Raw genomic sequence first — 18,470 nt, forward strand, 5'->3', positions numbered from 1 at the left:
CAGCGAGACGCACCGCGTTTTTGCGAATCCCCAATCCCGAATCCCCCAGCCCCATGACAGACCTGCTCGCCGCCCTGCTGCTCGGCATCATCGAAGGCATCACCGAGTTCCTGCCGATCTCCAGCACCGGCCACCTGCTCATCGCCGAGCGCTGGCTCGGGCATCGCAGCGATCTGTTCAACATCTCCATCCAGGCCGGCGCGATCCTCGCGGTGGTGCTGATCTACCGCCAGCGCCTGTGGGACCTGGCGATGGGCTTCCTGGGCAAGCGCGCGCTGGCCGAGCACAGCCCGGCGGGCATGCCGATGGACGCGGCCGAAGCGCGCGACTACGCCTTCAAGCTGGCCGTGGCCTTCGGCATGACAGCGGTGCTGGGCGTGATCGTGAAGAAGCTCGGCTTCGAGCTGCCCGATGAAGTGACGCCGATCGCCTGGGCGCTGGTGCTGGGCGGCGTGTGGATGATCGCGGCCGAGCATTTCGCGGCCAAGCGCGCGGCCGTGCTGGGCGAGCGCACGACGATCACCTGGACGGTGGCGATCCTGGTCGGCATCGCGCAGGTGGTGGCGGGCGTGTTCCCGGGCACGTCGCGCTCGGGCGCGACGATCTTCGTGGCGCTGCTGGCCGGCACGACCTCGCGCGCGGCGGCGACGGAGTTCGCGTTCCTGGTCGGCATCCCGACGATGTTCGCCGCCACCGCCTACGAGCTGGTGAGCGTGCTGCACAACGGCGAAGCCGCGCACGAGGACTGGGCCGCGCTGGGCGTGGCCTTCGTCGCCTCGGCGATCACCGCCTTCATCTCGGTGAAGTGGCTGCTGCGCTACATCCAGAGCCACCGCTTCACGGCGTTCGCGATCTACCGCTTCATCCTCGGCGCGGTGCTGCTGTACCTGATGCCGGCCGGAAGCTGACGGGGTTTTCTGAACGGGGTGTGTTTCCGGGGTGGAGAAGCTTCACCCCGTCCTAAGCGCCGGTCCGTTTCCATGGGTCGCCTTTTTTCAGGAGAGCCCCATGAAGCGATTCGCCCTGTTGACCCTGTCCGTCGCGCTGGCCGCCTGCGCGCGCGCGCCGCAGGAACCGCCGGCCTCGCCCGCCGCCACGCCGGCGGCGACCACGCCCGCCACGCCTGCCGCACCGACGGCCGCGATCGACACCGCCGTGCTCGGCGGCCATCACTGGGTGCTCGACAACGCCGTCGATGCAAAGGGCCAGCGCATCGACGCCCTGTTCGCCCGCGCCGACAAGCCACTGCGCCTGAACTTCGTCGACGGACGCGTCGCGGTGGAGAACAGCTGCAACCGCATGAGCGGGCGCTACACGCTCGACGGCGCGACGCTGACGCTGGGCGACATGGCCTCGACGATGATGGCCTGCACCGACCCGAAGCTCATGGCGCTGGACGGCGCGGTTGGCGAGCACCTGAAGGGCGCACTCACGGCCGCGCTGCAATCCGGCGCGACACCGGTGCTGACGCTGACCGGCGCGAACGGCGACGCCTTCACCCTGCGCGGTGAACCCACCGCGCAAACGCGCTTCGGTGGCCCGGGCGAAACGGTGTTCCTCGAAGTCGCCGCGCAGCCCAAGCCGTGCAGCCACCCGCTGATTCCGAACAAGCAGTGCCTGCAGGTGCGCGAAGTGCACTTCGACGAGAAGGGCCTGCGCACGGGCACGCCGGGCGACTGGCAGCCGCTGTTCCAGGACATCGAAGGTTTCGAGCACGTCGCCGGCACGCGCAACGTCGTGCGCGTGAAGCGCTATGCGATCCAGAACCCGCCGGCCGACGCGCCGTCGCAGGCGTATGTGCTCGACATGGTGGTGGAGAGCGACGTGTCCGAGGCGCCTCGCCCTTGAGGCGTGCCGTGTGACCCGGCGCGTTGCGCCCGGGTCACACGCCAGGTGCGCGGGCGCTCAGCCCGTGACCGACGCGTTGAGCGAATAGGTGCCGTACATCGCCACCTCGTCGAGCACGTGTCCGTGCATCGCGCGTTGCACGTCGCCGGCGGTGAAGCGTTCCGGCAAGTCGAGGCGTTCGACGTCGAGCGCGTACAGACGGAAGAAGTAGCGGTGCAGGCGCAGGTCGTTCGGCGGCGGGAACGGGCCGTCGTAGCCGCGCCAGTCGCCGGCCATCGAGGCATCGCCGGCGAACCATCCGGTGTAATCGTTCAGGCCCTGGCGCGCGCCGGCCGGGCCGGACGGGTTCTGCTTGCCGTGCGGGACGACGCCGTCGCTGCAGCTGCCGGCGGAGATTTCGCGCACATCGGCGGGGATGTCCGCCATCGCCCAATGCGTGAAGTCCGCGCGCGGCTGGTCGGCGGGGATTTCAACGCCCGGCTTGCCGACCATCTCGGCAACCGTCGGCACGTCCGGGTCGATGCACAGCAGGGCGAAGGACTTCGTGCCGGCCGGCACGCCGTCCCAGGCCAGGTGCGGATTGCGGTTGGGCGCGAAGCCGAAGCCGTCGGCGGTGGGCTGGCCGGCGGCGAACTCCGCCGGCAGGCGCTCGCGGTGCTGGAAGCTGTTGCTGCGGATCTGCATGGGTTTCTCCGGGTGACGCATCGAACGGTAGCGTGGCGCGGGGGTGGTGAGTCCCCCGCGCATCCGGGGGGAACCCGGACTTACTCCGCCGGATAGCCCAGCCGCTGCGCGAGCGGGGTGAGCAGCTCGAACTCGTTGGCCAGCGTGTCGCGGAAGCGGCGCCAGTGGCCGGGCTCGAAGCGCACCGGGCCCAACTCGTTCTGCCGCGCGACCGCGACGCCGATCTGCAGCGCGTCGGCGATCGCCTGGGCGATGCCATTGGCGTCCTGCGCGATGTCGTCGAGCTTGATCAGGCGGTGTGGGAACAGGTCCTGCTCGTGCAGATCGGCGATCTGCGCCAGGTTCGCGGCGAGCCAGCGCGCGGCCTCGTCGGGCGAGGGCAGCGCCAGCGGCACCGGCGAGCCGAAGGCCAGCCAGTCCACCAGCATGTCGCGCGGGTCACGCAGCGCGACCATCAACACGGCCTCGGGCAGGTGCGCGCGCAGGGCGAGCAGCAGCGCGTTGTCCCACCACAGCAGCCAGTCGAAGACGTTGCCGTCCTGGATGCCGCGGCTCGGCAGCGCGGCGCGCCACAGGCTGATCATGTACGCCGGGTCGAGCGTGCCGTCGAGAAGTCCCGGCACCGTCGTGTAGCGCTGCAGCGGGTCGTTCGGCGGCTGCGCGCCGAAGCGGTCCGCACGCAGCGGCGCACCGGCCTGGTCGAAGGTGAGCGCGATGCGCTCCACCAGCGAACCCGGCGGACCCCACAGCAGCAGCACCGCACCGGCCGGGTCCGGCAGCGGCGCCATGTCGGGCCACTGCGGGGCACCGACGCTGATCTCCGGCAAAGGCAGGCGTTGATCGACGACTTCGGCGTGCAGCTCGGCCCAGGTCGCAACGGCGGCATCGGGCTGACCGGCGATGTCGAAGCAGCGACCGAGCAGCTGTCGCAGCGCGCGCTTCACGCCGGCATCCGGCGCCTGCGCGAGCAGGCTTTCCACGCGCTCCACGGCGGCGTCGGGATCGCGCTGCAGCAGGGCGTCGATGATGCGCAGCTCGGCCTGGGTGTGGCCCGGCTGCAGTTCGGCGATGCGGCGGGCGATGGCCTCGGCCTGTTCGGATTCGCCGACGCGATCGTGCAGCGTGGCCTGCGCTTCGAGCGCGGGGACGAAATCCGGCATCGCCGCGCGCCAGCGCTCGATCACCTTGCGCGATTCCTCGCTGGCGAATTCCTCGAACAGCAGTCGCGCGCGCCACAGGTCCGCCGACGCCACGTGTTCTTCCAGTGCGGCATCCAGCGTCGTGCGCGCTTCCTCGAAGCGCTCCGTGCGGCGCCAGGCCTCCAGAAGCGGCAGCACGTTGCGACGATCCTGGGGGTCGGCGGCGAAGGTCTGGCTCAGCAGTTCCAGGGCGCGCTCGTTGCGGCCGGCTTCCAGCTCCAGCTCGCCGACCATGCGCTGCATCGCCACGGTGACGTCGCCGCTTTCCAGCAGCGGAGCGAGTTCGTCGGCGGCATCGGCCGGACGGCCCTGGCGACGGACCAGGTCGGCGACGAGCAAGCGCAGCGGGCGCGAGGTCGGGTCCTGTTCGAGCTGGCCGCGGAAGGCCTGTTCGGCGAAGGCGAAATGGCCCTTGGCGAGGTAGGCGAAGCCCAGCGCATGGCGCAGTTGCGCGTCGCCCGGTGCGCGTTCGGCGGCGGCGCTGATGATGGACAGGGCGCGGTCGGCGTCGCCGCGGCGAATCGCCAGGCCACCTTCGAGCGCAGCGATGTGCGGATGGTCCGGCGCGATGCGCGAGGCGGTGCGCGACAGGCGGGCGGCTTCGTCCAGATCGCCGCGCGCCAGCGCCAGGTGGCCCTGGATGATGTAGGCCGGGAACTGGTTCGGGTCCAGGCCGGTGGTGCGGGCAAGCGCCGCCTGTGCTTCGTCGAGCTGGCGCTCGTGCAGCAGCAGGCCGGCGCGTTCGAGGTGGAGCGTGGCGTCTTCCGGCGCCAGGGCGATGGCCTGGTCGATCGCGGCCAGCGCGCCTTCGCGGTCACCGCCCAGGCGCAGGCCGGCGGCCAGCAGGCGGTGCGAGGTGGCGTCCTGCGGCTGCGCGGCGATGGCCTCGCGGGCGGTGGCGATTGCGTCGGCGGCGTCGCCGCGGCGCAGGGCCTCGATGATGGATTCGTGCATGGACGGCTCGGATCAGGCGAAAACCGCGATTGTAGCGGTATGTCCGACCGTGCCCGCCGCTGTGTGCTGGGCGGTGTCCGCAGCCCCGCGCACGGCGGGGCAGGCGTCAGCGAATGAAGGGCGGCCGTGCCTGCATGCGCGGACCCGGGCCCATCGGGCCGTAGCCCTCCCAGGCAGGGTAGTAGCCCGGCCCGAACAGGGCTCCCTCACTGCGACCGACGTTGATGTCGATGTTGACGTGGCTCGCGTCGCCTTCGTCATCGATGTAGGTCTTGTCGAGGTTGATGTTGGCGGCCTGCCAGTTGGCGTTGCCGGTCCGGCTGGAGTAACCGATGCCGGCCTCGACGCTGCCGTGCACGCGCCAGTCGTTGGGGTCGTCGCCTTGCGCGCTCCGAAGCGTGGTGCGTCGGCCGTGGTCGCCGTACCAGCTGCCCGGCGGATCGTTGCGATAGCTCACGTCCGGATCGGTGCTGGTGAAGCCGATGCGCTGCTGCGGCACGCTCAGGTCCAGCGCAGCCGCATCGACATCGTCCTGCGCCATCGCCGCCGTGCACAGGCTCAGGCCGGTCGCGAACAGGACGGCACGCAGGGGGGAGCGCTTCATGGCAGGTCTCGATGGACGGGCGAACGACGCGTCGCCGACTTCGACGCTATCAACGCGCGCTTGAATGCGCGCTGTCGGCAACCGGGCATTTTTGTGTCATCCACGACACACGCACTTCGCGATCAGGCCAGCGCCTTGCCGATGCGGCGCGCGATCCAGCGTTCCGCGAAACCATCCAGCTTCGCGCTTTCCAGGAAGCCGCAATGCCCGCCCCAGGGCGAGATCTCCACCTGGGCGCTGTCCGGAAGTTGCAGCTTGCGGAAGCCGTCCACCGGGATCACCGGGTCGTCTTCGGCCATCAGGATGCTTGCCGGCACCTGCAGCGAGGCGAGGCGGTGGTCGGCGATGGAGTAGCCGTCGAAGTAACTCTCCAGGGTGCCGAATTCGGTGTGGCGTTCGACCATCCATTGCGTGAGCGGGCGCATGCGCAGGCCCAGCACCTGGTCGTCGAAGGCGTGCGTCTGCGGGAACAGCTCGCGCTTGCGCGCCAGCGAGCCGCGCCACTTGCGCTCGAAGTACCACAGGTACACCGGCAGCCCCTGCTCCATCGACTCCATCGTCCGTGCCGGATCCAGCACCGGGCAGACGGCCGCGACGTGCTCCAGGCGCACGCCGGCGCTGGGCGCGCGCAGCGCCAGGCGCAGCGCGAAGTTGCCGCCGAGCGAGTAACCGGCCACCGCCATCGGCCGGTCCGGATACAGCTTCGCGACCGCCGCCGCCGCCCGCACCACTTCGTCGATGCGGTTGGAGTGGAACAGCCCCTCGTTCAGATGGTGCGTATTGCCGTGGTCGCGGAAGTTGAGGCGGAAGACTTCGAAGCCTTCGCGCAGCAGCTGCACCGCGGTGAGCCGCATGTAGCTGGAATCGACGCTGCCTTCCCAGCCGTGCAGCAGCAGCACCAGGCCGCGCGAGGGACGCTCGGGCAGGGTGGAATGCACGCCCTGCAGGCGTACGCCTTCGCCGGCGTCGACGGTGTGGAGGGTGCTGACCGCATTCAGGTCCGCGAGACTGCGCTCGCCATGTCGGCGACGCAGTGGACTGGAACCCAGCACCGATTGGACATGCGCATTGCGCAGCCAGCGGGGCGGAGAGTAGTCGGAGGCGGTCAGCATGCCTGGGACCATAGCCGTACGGAATCGAGTGCTCGCACTAGTGCCTTACACCCAAGAACGTGAAGTTCAGCTCGTCATGGCCGCGATGATGCGCGAGCGCGCAGTCTCGGCGATGCGGCGACGGCCGTCGGTCTCGCCGGGCAGGATCGGCTCGAGGAAATGCACCTCGGCCAGCCGTGGCGGTTCGCCCAGCAGACGCAGGAAATTGGCCAGGAAGCTCTCGCCCGGCTGGAAGGCCACGACGTGCTGGGCATCGCCGTGCTCGCCGTAGCGCAGCGCGACCGGCTGCACCGGCACGCCGGCCTCGACGGCGGCCAGGAAAATGCGGGCGTGGAAGGGGCCGATCTCGCGTCCGCCGCGCGTGCCGCCTTCGGGGAACACGCCGACCGAGCGGCCTTCACGCAGCCGGCCCAGCATCTCGTGCAGCACGCCGCCGAGCGATTCGGTGCTGCCGCGCGCGTGGAAGATCGTCTCGCCGCGTGAGGCCAGCCAGCCCACGACCGGCCAGCTGGCGATTTCGCGCTTGGCGACGAAGCCCATCATGCGCTGGCTGTGCAGGGTCTCGATGTCGATCCAGCTGACGTGGTTGGCGACGAACATCGCCGCGCCCGGCAGCGGCGTGCCGACGCGACGCAGGCGGAAGCCGAAGATCCACATCAGCCCGGCGGACCAGGCGCGGATGGCGCGATGCTCCAGCGGCTCATCGCCCACGCGCACGTTCTCCAGGAACGGCACGGCGGTGAGCAGCGTCAGCGGCAGGTCGACGAACACGTGCCACAGCAGCAGCGGCACGCGGACAAGGTAACGGAGCGCGCGCGCGGCGGGCGCCGTGGTCGGCGCCGTCGCGCCGGCGTGGGGAGACGGCGCATTCATTGATGCACGATACCTAAGCACCGCCGCGGCGACCAGCGCCATGAGCGGGATGCGTCGATGCGTCCAGACAGGTTCCGCAATGCGCCGCGCGCATGCGCCTTCGCGACACGACTCACGGGCGCGCGATCACCGCCACCGTCAGCCGCGAGATGCACACCAGCTTGCCGCGCTCGTCCTCGATGCGGATCTCCCACACCTGCGTGCGACCGCCCACGTGCAGCGGCCGCGCGGTGCCGGTGACATGGCCCTCGCGCACGCCGCGCAGGTGGTTGGCGTTGATCTCGATGCCGACGCAGGCCTCGTCCTCGCCCACGCACTGCATCGCGGCGCTGCTGCCCAGCGTTTCGGCGAGCAGCACGGAGGCGCCGCCGTGGAGCAGGCCGTAAGGCTGATGGGTGCGGTGATCGACCGGCATGGTGGCGCGGATGAAGTCGTGGCCGACTTCGGTGAACACGATGCCCAGCGGCTCCATCGCCGTGTTGCGCGACATCGCGTTGAGGGCGGCCAGATCCGGCGGAGTGCGGAACGGCGAACGGGGGGCGGTGGGGGCGTCGCTCATGCGGCCACTTTAGCGAGGCCGGGGAATAAAAGGGGCCCGGCAGTCAGTGCGTCGTTACGGAGAGAATCCGACGCACCGGCTCCGGGCCAGGGGGAATGGGGGATGGTTTCGATGGACTGGGGTTCGATCGGTTCCTGCATGGGTCCTGCTACGGGAGACGAGGTGTTGCCGGACGAGTTGTTCTTGGCGCCGGGGGAAGCGCGGTCAGGCGCTGGGCCTGGAGGACGCCGTCATGCGCAGCGGAAACGCGGCTGCATCCAGTCCTGGGCGTAGTGGCGGCTGGTGGCGTAGCCGCTGCTGTTGCCGTAGCCCACGCCGAAGTCGCGTTCGCGATGGACGTGACGCACCGGCAGCGGAATGACGACGTTCGCGCGCGGGGCGGAGGGGGAGGTCGGGATGGCACGGAAGGCGTTCATGGCGGTGTCCTGGAATTCGGTACTGCGTGGTGAATCAGGCAAAGCGGAAGCGCGGCGGCGCCCACTCGGTCGTGTAGCGGCGGTTGCTGGCATAGCCACTGCTGGTGCCGTAGCCGACGCCGAAATCGCGTTCGCGGTGGTTGCGCGACGGGGCGTTCATCAGGGCCAGCGGGGAAACCGGAGCGGACTTGGCGGACGGGGCGAAAGTGGTGAGGGCGTTCATGGCGGGGTCCTTCGTGGGGGTGGGTTACTGCCTCGGTGTGTTGGTAAAGTACAACACCAGATCTATTCCGCCATGGGCCATAAGTCACCCCACCGAAGACCTATCTGACGGGGCACGGCCGGAGCCGGAACTTGCTGATATAGATGGACATTTCGGCGCTACCGTTGCCATGACTGATGGCAGGGGTGCGGCCTGGGCCCACGCGGACACGCCTCGCGGTCGCCAGCTGGGACGAGAGGGAGGGTGAAGACCGTCACATTCAGGAAGGTGACTGCGCTCGTCCGCATGGGGGGCGGAGCGGCCAGTGCGCAAAAACGCCCCGGGCGGCCGAGCCCGGGGGCCGGCGCGAGCACGCGAGGAAGGGGATTCCGCCCGTTGTCCGGGGGCGGCGAGCCCCTCAATCGCCGATCAGAGGATCGGCGCCAGCCCCGCGCCGAACGCGGTGAAGATCCGCGTCGTGATGCCCTTCAGGCCCGTCGACACTTCGGGGAAGTCGCCCACCGGTTGGTAGCACGCGCGGAAATCGGGATTGCTGGGCAGCAGGGGCTGCGGGCAGTCCGGCCCGGGCACGAACTCGTAGCTGGTGGCGTAGCGCATCGGCCACAGGTCCAGCACGGGCATCGCCTCGAACATCTTGCCGATCGAATAGTTGAGCCCGGAAAACACCGGCGGCTTGTCGCGCCGCGCGATCACCCACGAGTTCGCCGGCGCGATGTCGCGATGGATGCTCGCGCGCAGTGCCTGCGCGAACGCGCGGTCCTCGATCACCACCGCGCTCTCGGTGTTGTAGTGATCGCCGCGCGGATCGAAGTTGTGCGTACCGACCACGCCGATGCGGCCGTCGATCACCATCGACTTGGCGTGCAGGCCGATGCGCACGCCCGCGCGCTGCAGCGGCACCGGCTGGTTCGCGCCACGCGAGCTGTAGCGCAGCGCGCTGTACTCGCGCGACAGGGCGCGGCGGTACTGGTCGCGCTCCAGCGCGCTGCGGCGGTCGTAACGCTCGCGCAGTTCGCGGTGGGTCTGGCTCAGGTCCTGCGGCGGCGGTTGCGACGGACTTGCCGCAGATGCCACGGTGCCGCCGCTTTCGCCCTTCAGCGCGCGGCTGGCGGAGAGGGACGCCGGGTCGGCGGCCGAATCCTCGTCGAACCCCAGGTCCGGCAGTTCCGCGCCGGTGGCGGCGATGTCGATCGGCGCATCTTCCGGGAACGGCTTGTACTCGAAGATGTTGAAGCCGAACTCGCGCAGGTAGCGGCGCTTGTACTTGTACGACAGCGCGTAGGCGATGAACGCATCCGTCGCCGCCAGGCTGTTGGTGGACACGATGATCTTCGGCCGCTCGTCGAACGGGCGCTCGTGCAGCTGGCGGAACATGTCCTGCGCGGCGTCGGAGAGAACGAGGTACGGCGTCTGCAGCACCACTTCCTCGCGCGCCGATTCGATCAGGCTGCGCAGCGAGCCCGAAGCCACCGCCTGCTGGTCGGCGTTGACGGCCTGGTGCTTCTCCGGCGTGTCGGAGATGTAGCGCACGTGGCCCACGCGGATCGCCTGCGACACCAGGCGCTGTTCGATCAACGCACTGTCGGCGGCATCGCGCAGCATCGCCTGCGCGCGCTGCGGGCGCTCGAAATGCGCAGGCGGCAGCGCCGGCACGCCGGCGGTCAGCAGCCAGCCGCCGACGTCGTCGAGGCGTTCCACCGGCGTGCTGCGGCGGTCGTTCCAGAACAGTGCGAAGTCATCGCGCATGACGTGCGCGACGGGGCCGGCGACGAGCAGGTCGCGGTCGCGGAAGTTGTACTCGTCGTCCCAGTCGTAATAGTCGTCCTGGTAATTGCGCCCGCCGGTGATGCCGACCGCGCCGTCCACCAGCAGCAGCTTGGTGTGCATGCGCTGGTTGAGCGTGCGCCAGCAGCAGGCCGCCGCCAGCGCGTATTGCGGGTAGCTGATCTGCGCACGACCCAACACGGGGCTGTACAGCTTCAACTCGAAATTGACGTGCGCGCCGGCCAGCGCGGCCAGGGTTTCCACGTGCTTAAGCGCGGCGAGCTGGTCGATCAGCACGCGCACGCGCACGCCGCGGCGCGCGGCGGCGAGGAGTTCGTCCAGCACGAGCCGGCCGGCGTCGTCCTCGTCGAAGATGTAGGTCTGCAGGTCGATGGCGGTGGTCGCGCTGCGGATCAGGTTGACGCGCGCGAGCAGGGCGTCGGGGCCGCGGTCCAGGATCAGCGCGTAATGCACCGGCGCCTCTGGAGTGGACTGCGCGAAGGCGCGAGCGGCCAGGTCGCGCAGTGGCGAACGCTGGGCGCACGCGTCCATGCGCGTGCCATCCACCTGGGTGGAGCGCGCCTGCACCACCGTTTCCGTGGCGCGGTCACGCTGGGCGCCGGACAGCGAGGCGCAGGCGCCAAGCGCCAGCGACAGCACGGCCACGCCGATCCGCACAATCGCTCTCACGGCGTCGTCGCCTCGACCAGGCGCACCCGCAGCATGAAACGCACCCGGTCGACGAGCGCGAACTGCCAGCCGTCCAGGCCGTAGTCGTCGCGGCTGATGCTGCCGCTGGCGAGGACGTCGCAATCGGTGCCGGGACGCTCGCAGTTCGCGTCGGAGAGGTAGAACGTCTCCATGCGCGTCACGCCGTGCATCGAAAGCCGCCCGCGCATGCGCCCGCCGGTCTGGATGAGCGTGTCGGGGTGCGGGTCGGAGACGAATTCGATGTAGGGGTAGCGTTGCGCATCAAAGAAACTCGGGCCGCGCGCGAGCGCGGTGTAACGATCGGAACCGGCGACGATCACCTCGGCGGTGCGCAGCACGATGCGCACGCGGTGACGGCCGTCGGCCAGGGTGCTGACCTCACCCTCGTACTGCGGGAACACGCCCGACACGCGCTGACCCCAGCGCGTGCGCAGTTCGAAGCCGAAGCGGGTGTAGGCCGGGTCGAACGAACGCTTGCCCGTCACTTCGGCGACATCGGCCGGCCCCTGTGCCCAGGCCGGCCAGAGGGCCAGCAGGCACAGCAGCAGTAGACAGGCTATGCGCGGCGTGCGTTCCCTCACGGCCACCAGAAGGCGCTGAGCTGGGCGACGCCCGGCTCAAGGCTGACGCCGGCCGGCACGCTCAGCACCGCGATCCCGGACGGCGGCATGCCGCGATAGTCGCCGGACTGGCCGCTGTGCAGCAGCGCTGCCAGCCGCTCCAGTCCGGGATTGTGGCCGACCAGCATGAGCCGCTCGACCTCGCCGTGCGCATCGGCCAGCGAGATCAGCGTGCCCGGCGTGGCCTCGTAGATCGACGGTTCGATGCGCTGGTCGACGTAGCCGATGGCGGCCAGCACGGCTTCCAGCGTCTCGCGCGTGCGCCGCGAGGGCGAGCACAGCACGCAGTCGGGGATCAGATTGTTCTCCGCCAGCCAGCGGCCGGCCGCCTCGGCCTCGGCCAGGCCTTCGGCGGAGAGCGGGCGGTCCAGGTCGGCCTGCCCATTGCTGGCGGGTTCGGCGTGGGCGTGTCGTAGCAGGATCAGTTCACGCATGCGCGCGCGGCTCCGGGTCGCTGGGGTGAGGCGGGTTCAAGGACCGCCATTATCACGTAACGACGTGATGGCTCAGCCTTTCTTCAACCACTTGAGCAAAGGCTGCCAATCGTCCTGGTGCTCGCGCACCTGCACGGAGTGGTAGTCGAACAGACTTTTTCCCAGTCCGGTCAGCACGACGTACGCCTGGCTGTCGCGCAGCTGCGCCACGACCGGGTACGGCCAGGCGGCCAGCAGTTCCAGCGCCTGCTGTGAGGCGTTGGTCCACGGCTTGAGCTTGTTGCCCACCAGTCCGACCCGCAGCTGGCCCTTGCGCACCCGCGGGTGCCGCGCGAGGGAGTCCAGGAACGGCACCGTCGCCTCGATGTCCAGCGCGGAGGGCTGCACCGGGACGATGACGGCGTCGGCCTCTTCGAGGAACACGTCGAGATCGTCGGCCATCGAGCCCGCCGGCGCATCGATCACGAGCCGCTGGGTGTCGTCGGGCAACTGCTTGCGCCACGCCTTGCGGCGGGTGCCGTCGAGCGGCAGCACGGCACTTTCCAGCCCGGCCCGGCGCTGGGCCCAACGGGTGGAGGATTCCTGTGGATCGGCATCGACCAGCGCGGTGCGCAGGCCTTCCAGTGCCGACTGTGCGGCGAGGTGCGTGGCGATCGTGGTCTTGCCCACGCCACCTTTGGAACTGGCCACCAGCACGGTCTTCATGCGGACTCCCCTCTGGATGGAAGCCGCAGCGTACACGGGGTGGGCCGACGGAACCATGCGTGGTGCGGCCGGGTGCGCCCTCCGCCGCGGCAGGTTCAGCTGTGGGTGAAGCCCGCGCCCGGGCGTCAGGCCCCGGCGCCCCAGGCGGCCCAAAGCGGCAATGTCGCCAGCGACAGCAGCAGCCCGTACCCGACCATCGCCGCCGCCAGGCGCGGCGCCAGCCCATGGACGATGGCCAGCGCGCCGGCGGTGACCATCGACGGCATCGCGGCCTCCAGCACGGTGACGCGCGCCATCGGACCGTGCAGGCCCAGCAGCGGCACCAGCAGCAGGGCCAGCGCGGGCATCACCGCAAGCTTCAGTACGAGGCCGACCGCCAGCGGCTTGAGTTCGTCGCGCGGCAGGGCGAAGCGCACCGACAGGCCGATGGTCAGCATCGCCAGCGGCAGCAGGGCATCGGACAGGCGTTGCAGTCCGTTCGCAAGCCAGCCCGGCGGGTCGGCCGGCATCACCGTGAAACCCGCCCCGAGCGCCCACAGCGGCGGGAACTTCGCCACGCGCAACGCCATCTCGCGCCATGACGGCGCGTGCTCGCCGCCGTAATGCGCCAGCGTCCACAAGCCGAAGGTGGACAGCACCAGGAAGGTGCCGAACTGGTCGTAGACCACGGCGTAAGGCAGCGCATGCTCGCCGATCAGCGCACGCGTCAGCGGATAGCCGAGGAAGCTGGTATTGCCCAGCGCGACGGTGAGCATCAGCACGGCGGTCTCGTCGCGCCGGAACTTCAGCCAGCGCGACAGCGCGCCCACCGCCGCCACGGTTACGCCCAGCAGCAGCCACGGCACGGCGATCACGCCCAGCAGCGCCGGTTCCAGATGCAGTTGCGGCACGTAGCGCAGCACCGCCGCCGGCAGGCAGACATAGAGCACGACCAGGTTCAGCGTGCGCGCGGCATCGCCGGGCAGCACGCGCAGGCGCTGGAAGAGGTAGCCCAGCGCGAGCATGAGCAGCACGAGGGCGAAGGCGTCGAAAGCCATGGGGTGGGGCGCATTGCGGGGGCGACCACTGTAAAAGCGGCGGCGGGGATAAGGAATGGCGGGTGGATCGCCCTACGTAATGCCGTCATCCCCGCGCAGGTCAGCCGCGACATGCTCTCCGGAGAGTGTGAGCCTCCCGCAGTTGGATTCCCGCCTGCGCGGGAATGACATGCTCTTGCGAATCCCGAATCCCGAATCCCGAATCCCGAATCCCGAATCCCGAATCCCGAATCCCGAATCCCGAATCCCGAATCCCGAATCCCGATTCCCGATTCCCGATTCCCGATTCCCGATTCCCGATTCCCGATTCCCGAACCCGGCCCGCGCCGCCCCATCCCCTATCATCCACGCACCGACACGGACGCCCTCAAGCACGATGACCGACCTGCAGGACCTCACCGCGCTGATCCGCGCCAACACCCCGCTCATCGTCATCGAGACCCGCGACGAAGCCCGCGTGGTCGAGCTGTTCCGTCAGGCGCTCATGCACGTGTGGCGCGCGCTGCACCGCTGGTCGATCACCGAAGGGCTGCGACGCATCGACCTGGACCGCGAGGACGAGGCCGAGATCGCGCCCGATGCCTCCAACACGCTGCAGGCGATCCGCAACGCCGACCAGCGCGGCATCTACGTGCTGCTCGATTTCCACCCGTACCTGGGCTACGCCGGCACGCAGCGCCAGTTGCGCGACATCCTGCAGCGCCGCGACTGTCAGCCGCATGTGCTGGTGCTGGTGGGCCACAAGGTCGAACTGCCGGCGGAACTGGATTCGCTCGCCGTTCGCTACACGCCGCGCCTGCCCGACGCCAACGCGCTGCTCAAGCTGGTGCGCGAGGAAGCGGAGAACTACGCGCGCGAGAACGGCGGCCGTCGCGTCGAAGTGGACGGCGAGGCGGTGAAGCAGATCGTGCGCAATCTGCGCGGCCTCGATCCGATCGACGCGCGCCGCATCGCGCGCCAGCTGATCTTCAGCGACGGCGCGCTCGGCCCGGACGACCTTCCCGCGCTGGCGAAGCTGAAGTTCGAGCTGCTCAACCGCAGCGGCCATCTGCATTACGAATACGACACCGCGCGCATGGACGACGTAGCGGGCGCCTCGCGCTTCAAGCGCTGGGTGCAGCAGCGTCGCGACGTGTTCGTCAGCGGCGACGCGCCGGCGGGCCTCGATCCGCCGAAGGGCGTGCTGCTGCTCGGCGTGCAGGGCTGCGGCAAGTCGATGCTCGCCAAAGCGGTCGCCGCCGGCTTCGGCGTGCCGCTGGTGCGGCTGGACTTCGGCACGCTGTACGACAAGTTCCACGGCGAGACCGAGAAGAACCTGCGCGCCGCGCTGTCCTCGGCCGAACAGTTGGAACCGTGCGTGCTGTGGATCGACGAGATCGAGAAGGGCCTGGCCGGCGACGGCGGCGACAGCGACGGCGGTGTCTCGCGGCGCGTGCTCGGCTATCTGCTGACGTGGATGGCCGAACGCAAGTCGCGCGTGTTCCTCGTCGCCACCGCGAACCAGATCGACGCGCTGCCGCCCGAGCTGCTGCGCAAGGGACGCTTCGACGAGATCTTCTTCGTCGACCTGCCCAACGCCGCCGCGCGCGAGCAGCTGTTCGCACTGCACCTGCGTCGCCGCGCGCTGGATGCAGCGTCGTTCGACCTGTCGGGGTTGTCGGCCGCGAGCGATGGCTTCTCCGGCGCGGAGATCGAGCAGGCCATCGTCGCCTCGCTCTATGCCGCGCATGCGGCGAAGGCGCCGCTCAACGACTTCCTGCTGCGCGCGGAACTGAAGCAGACGCGTCCGCTCTCGGTGCTGATGGCCGAGCGCGTGCACGAGCTGCGCGAGTGGGCGCAGGGAAGGACGGTTCCGGCGGACTGAGCATGACCTACGGGCCGCGCGAGCGGGCCCCGGCGCGCTCCAGCATGGCGGCAGTCCACGCGGAGCTCCGTCGATGCGACCGATCCAGGGATTCCAAGCCGGCCTGCTTGCCGCCGCGTTGGTGCTGGCGGGCGCGCTGTCCGCCGCTCCGTCCGCCGACGTGCCCGCGCGCCCCACGGCCGAGGACGGCTACTTCCAGACGATCGTCCGCGTCGACGACGGTGTCTGGCTGATCGCGCAACCGCAGCCGTTCCACATACAGCCGATCGGCAACGTCGTGGTCATCGAACAGTCCGATGGTCTGGTGCTGGTCGACGCCGGCGGTTCGCCCGGCGCGGGCCGGCGCATCGTCGAGCTGGTGCGCTCGGTCAGCGACAAGCCAGTGAAGGCGGTGGCGATCACCCACTGGCATGGCGACCACGTGCTCGGTCTGTCGGCGATCGCGCAGGCGTGGCCGACGACGGAGATCGTCGCCACCGATGTCACCGATGCGCATTTGCGCGGGCGCTCCATGAAGGCCTATCCGAAAGGCGCGCCGGATGCGGCATTGCAGGCTGCGTTCGACGCGCGCCTGGACGGCGCCGAGACCTTCCTGCGCGACACGCTCGCCAAGCCCGGCCTGTCCGAGCGCGAGCGCGCGGGTTTCGAAGCCTCGCACCGCCTGTTCGCGCAGTACCGCCAGGACACGCGCGGCCTCGTGCTCGCATTGCCGACGCGCACGTTCGGCGATTCGCTGCGGCTGGACGACGGCCTGCGTCCGGTCGAGCTGCTGCACCCGGGCCGCGGCAACACCGACGGCGATCTCGTCGCGTGGCTGCCGCGCCAGCGCGTGCTGGCGACGGGCGATCTGCTCGTCGCGCCGATTCCCTTCGGCTTCAACGCCTATCCGGCGGATTGGCAGGCCACGCTGCGCGCGCTGGAAGCGAAGCGGCCGGCGGTGTGGATCCCCGGCCACGGTGCGCCGATGCGCGACAGCGCGTACGCCGGGCGCGTCATCGCGCTGATCGGCCACACGCGCGACGCAGTAGCACCACTGGCGAAGCAGGGCACGAGCATGGAAGAAGCGAAGAAGCGCGTCGACCTCTCGGCAGACCGCGCGGTGTTCGTCGGCGACGACCCTTGGCTGACGCGCTGGTTCGATCGCTACTGGACGCAGCCCTTCACCGATGCGGCGTACCGGGAAGCGAAAGGGCAGCCGATCGAGCAGGGCGAAGGCTGATCACACCGCCGCAAGGTCGAACGAAATGCTGATCCGCTCGCCTTCGCCGGCATAGGGCAGGGTGCGGTGGAACAGGTACGACGGAAACAGCAGCAGCGTGCCGACCTGCGGGCGCACGCGGCGCAGCGCGGTGTCGGGCGGCGACGGGAGGTTGGCGAAAGGTCGGCCGAATTCGATCCAGCCCGCGTGCGTGGCGTCGTCGTCGCCGATCGCCGGCGGCAGTTCGACGTAATACGCGCCGGAGAGCCACGAATCCTCGTGGATGTGCGTGTCGATGAAGCCGCGTTCGGCGGCCTGCGTCGCCCAGACGTGCATGCGATAGCGCGCGGGCACGTTGCGCAGGAACACATCCTCCTCACCCGATGCGGCGTCGCCCGCGCGCGCTTCACGGCAGCGCGCGAGGAACGCATCGATCGCCTCGCGCAGCCGTTGCTCGAAACCGACGATGGCCGGCGTGCGATCGGCGAGCAGATCACCGCTGAGATACGCATTGCGCGCCGCCAGCCCCGCCGGTTCCCAGCGCTGCTGGCTGTGGCGGCGGATGTCGTCGGCGAGCGCGACGTGAAAGGCGTCCGCGTCTGCAAAGCCCTCCGGCGTCGGCAGCGCGATCGCGTGCACATGACGATGCAGGCCCAGCCACTGCGTCGCGCGCGCCGCATCGTCCTGCGCCATCGCAACGCCCAGGTGCGCGATCGCGCGCTGGTCGTCGGGCGCCTGGCGAAGCGCATGGGCGAGCGTCGTGCGCGCCGCGTCCGCGCGGTCGTCGTGCAGCAGCGCGATGCCGTGCTGGCGGCGCAGCAGCGGCGACTCGACGCCGGCATCGAGCGCGTGCGCGTAGACCCTCACCGCTTCATCGGTCTTGCGATTGAGCTGCAACTGCTCGCCCAGCGTGTTCACGGTTTCGACGTCGCCCGGTGCGAGTTCCAGCGCGCGTCGCGCGTAGGCTTCGGCGCCGGCGGCGTCGCCGAGCTTGCGCGCAAGGATCGCCGCGTTGCGATGGGCTTCGGCCAGTGACGGATCGAGCCGTAACGCGTGCAGCGCATGCTGCAGACCCTCCTGCAGCGATTCGCGATCGAACAGGTTGGATTGCAGTGCGGCCAGCGCCTGGTGCGTGCTCGCATCGTTCGGGCGAAGGCCCAGCGCGTTGCGCGCAGCAGCGATCGCGGCGACGTAGTCCTGCTGCTTGCCGTGTGCGGCGGCGAGGTTGTTCCAGGCTTCGGTCCAGTCCGGCTTGAGTCGCGCGGCGACTTCGAAACCCTGCGCCGCCTGCGCGTGATCGCCCGCGAGGAACGCCGCGGTGCCGTAGCGGAACGCCGCGCGCGGTTCCTGCGGCAAGCGTTGCATGGCCAGATGCAGCGAGGCCATCGCGGCGCCGTGCTCGCCCGCGTGCAACTGCATCGTGCCCAGGTCGAGCGCGGTGGCGCCGTCGTCGGGTCGCAGCGCGAGGGCGCGCTGCAACGCGGCGCGGCAACCGGCCGCATCGCCCAGCGCCTGCAGCGACATCGCGTACAGGCGCCATGCATCGAAGGAATCCTGCGCGTGGCGCAACGCCGTTTCGCAGTCGGCGCGCGCGGGCGCCGGTTGTCCCTGCTGCAGCGCGAGCCACGCGCGTCGCAGCAGGGCGGTGACGTCGGCGCCGCTCAC

At 70.0% G+C, this 18,470-nt stretch carries 18 protein-coding genes; 4 read left to right on the forward strand and 14 right to left on the reverse strand.

What is annotated here, in order from left to right; translation table 11 throughout:
* The first annotated feature begins 53 nt into the window (after window positions 1–53).
* Both AAFF32_RS03990 and AAFF32_RS03995 read left to right on the forward strand, forming a co-directional pair.
* On the forward strand, window positions 54–908 hold the full coding sequence (locus tag AAFF32_RS03990; protein ID WP_216964756.1) for an undecaprenyl-diphosphate phosphatase: 855 nt from the start codon (window positions 54–56) through the stop codon (window positions 906–908).
* A 100-nt stretch (window positions 909–1,008) separates the two neighbouring features.
* Window positions 1,009–1,848: an META and DUF4377 domain-containing protein gene (locus AAFF32_RS03995; RefSeq protein WP_342316554.1), complete on the forward strand. Its 840-nt coding sequence runs from the start codon at window positions 1,009–1,011 to the stop codon at window positions 1,846–1,848.
* A 57-nt stretch (window positions 1,849–1,905) separates the two neighbouring features.
* Here the strand turns inward: AAFF32_RS03995 and AAFF32_RS04000 are convergent, their stop codons facing one another.
* From AAFF32_RS04000 to AAFF32_RS04060, 13 genes are all read right to left on the reverse strand, one after another.
* Window positions 1,906–2,532, reverse strand: coding sequence for a YbhB/YbcL family Raf kinase inhibitor-like protein (locus AAFF32_RS04000; RefSeq protein WP_216964751.1), 627 nt, complete (start codon window positions 2,530–2,532; stop codon window positions 1,906–1,908).
* Window positions 2,533–2,612: 80 nt separating this feature from the next.
* Window positions 2,613–4,685 carry a tetratricopeptide repeat protein gene (locus tag AAFF32_RS04005; RefSeq protein ID WP_216964749.1) on the reverse strand — a complete coding sequence of 691 codons (2,073 nt, stop codon included), beginning with the start codon at window positions 4,683–4,685 and terminating at the stop codon, window positions 2,613–2,615.
* Between the two features lie 106 nt (window positions 4,686–4,791).
* Complete coding sequence (locus tag AAFF32_RS04010; protein WP_254200757.1) at window positions 4,792–5,289, reverse strand: hypothetical protein; 498 nt, start codon at window positions 5,287–5,289, stop codon at window positions 4,792–4,794.
* 122 nt (window positions 5,290–5,411) lie between these two features.
* Window positions 5,412–6,401 (reverse strand): alpha/beta fold hydrolase, encoded by a 990-nt coding sequence (locus AAFF32_RS04015; RefSeq protein WP_216964747.1) that lies wholly within the window; start codon window positions 6,399–6,401, stop codon window positions 5,412–5,414.
* Window positions 6,402–6,467: 66 nt separating this feature from the next.
* Complete coding sequence (locus AAFF32_RS04020; protein WP_216965360.1) at window positions 6,468–7,274, reverse strand: lysophospholipid acyltransferase family protein; 807 nt, start codon at window positions 7,272–7,274, stop codon at window positions 6,468–6,470.
* Window positions 7,275–7,386: 112 nt separating this feature from the next.
* Window positions 7,387–7,833: a hotdog fold thioesterase gene (locus AAFF32_RS04025; protein ID WP_216964745.1), complete on the reverse strand. Its 447-nt coding sequence runs from the start codon at window positions 7,831–7,833 to the stop codon at window positions 7,387–7,389.
* A 230-nt stretch (window positions 7,834–8,063) separates the two neighbouring features.
* Window positions 8,064–8,249 (reverse strand): hypothetical protein, encoded by a 186-nt coding sequence (locus AAFF32_RS04030; RefSeq protein ID WP_216964743.1) that lies wholly within the window; start codon window positions 8,247–8,249, stop codon window positions 8,064–8,066.
* 34 nt (window positions 8,250–8,283) lie between these two features.
* Window positions 8,284–8,472: a hypothetical protein gene (locus AAFF32_RS04035; RefSeq protein WP_216964742.1), complete on the reverse strand. Its 189-nt coding sequence runs from the start codon at window positions 8,470–8,472 to the stop codon at window positions 8,284–8,286.
* A 408-nt stretch (window positions 8,473–8,880) separates the two neighbouring features.
* A complete protein-coding gene (locus tag AAFF32_RS04040; protein WP_342316555.1) occupies window positions 8,881–10,926 on the reverse strand; it encodes a phospholipase D family protein in 2,046 nt (681 codons plus the stop codon).
* The gene (locus AAFF32_RS04045) at window positions 10,923–11,534 is read right to left on the reverse strand and encodes a YceI family protein (protein ID WP_342316556.1); all 612 of its coding nucleotides are present in this window, start codon (window positions 11,532–11,534) and stop codon (window positions 10,923–10,925) included. The genes AAFF32_RS04040 and AAFF32_RS04045 overlap by 4 nt, the downstream gene beginning before the upstream one ends.
* Window positions 11,525–12,001, reverse strand: a complete 477-nt coding sequence (locus AAFF32_RS04050; protein WP_342316558.1) for a histidine phosphatase family protein — start codon at window positions 11,999–12,001, stop codon at window positions 11,525–11,527. Before AAFF32_RS04050 ends, AAFF32_RS04045 begins: the two co-directional genes overlap by 10 nt.
* A 72-nt stretch (window positions 12,002–12,073) precedes the next feature.
* Complete coding sequence (locus tag AAFF32_RS04055) at window positions 12,074–12,706, reverse strand: ParA family protein (protein WP_216964735.1); 633 nt, start codon at window positions 12,704–12,706, stop codon at window positions 12,074–12,076.
* 125 nt (window positions 12,707–12,831) lie between these two features.
* Complete coding sequence (locus AAFF32_RS04060) at window positions 12,832–13,743, reverse strand: AEC family transporter (RefSeq protein ID WP_216964733.1); 912 nt, start codon at window positions 13,741–13,743, stop codon at window positions 12,832–12,834.
* 376 nt (window positions 13,744–14,119) lie between these two features.
* On the opposite strand from AAFF32_RS04060, the gene AAFF32_RS04065 reads away from it, so the two are divergent.
* Together AAFF32_RS04065 and AAFF32_RS04070 are read left to right on the forward strand one after the other, a co-directional pair.
* The gene (locus tag AAFF32_RS04065) at window positions 14,120–15,607 is read left to right on the forward strand and encodes an AAA family ATPase (RefSeq protein ID WP_342316559.1); all 1,488 of its coding nucleotides are present in this window, start codon (window positions 14,120–14,122) and stop codon (window positions 15,605–15,607) included.
* Between the two features lie 73 nt (window positions 15,608–15,680).
* The gene (locus tag AAFF32_RS04070) at window positions 15,681–16,826 is read left to right on the forward strand and encodes an MBL fold metallo-hydrolase (RefSeq protein WP_342316560.1); all 1,146 of its coding nucleotides are present in this window, start codon (window positions 15,681–15,683) and stop codon (window positions 16,824–16,826) included.
* Here the strand turns inward: AAFF32_RS04070 and AAFF32_RS04075 are convergent, their stop codons facing one another.
* Window positions 16,827–18,470 carry a putative 2OG-Fe(II) oxygenase gene (locus AAFF32_RS04075; RefSeq protein ID WP_342316561.1) on the reverse strand — a complete coding sequence of 548 codons (1,644 nt, stop codon included), beginning with the start codon at window positions 18,468–18,470 and terminating at the stop codon, window positions 16,827–16,829. It abuts the gene before it with no gap.

The organism is Lysobacter sp. FW306-1B-D06B (genome assembly GCF_038446665.1).
Classification (GTDB): Bacteria; Pseudomonadota; Gammaproteobacteria; order Xanthomonadales; family Xanthomonadaceae; genus Lysobacter_J.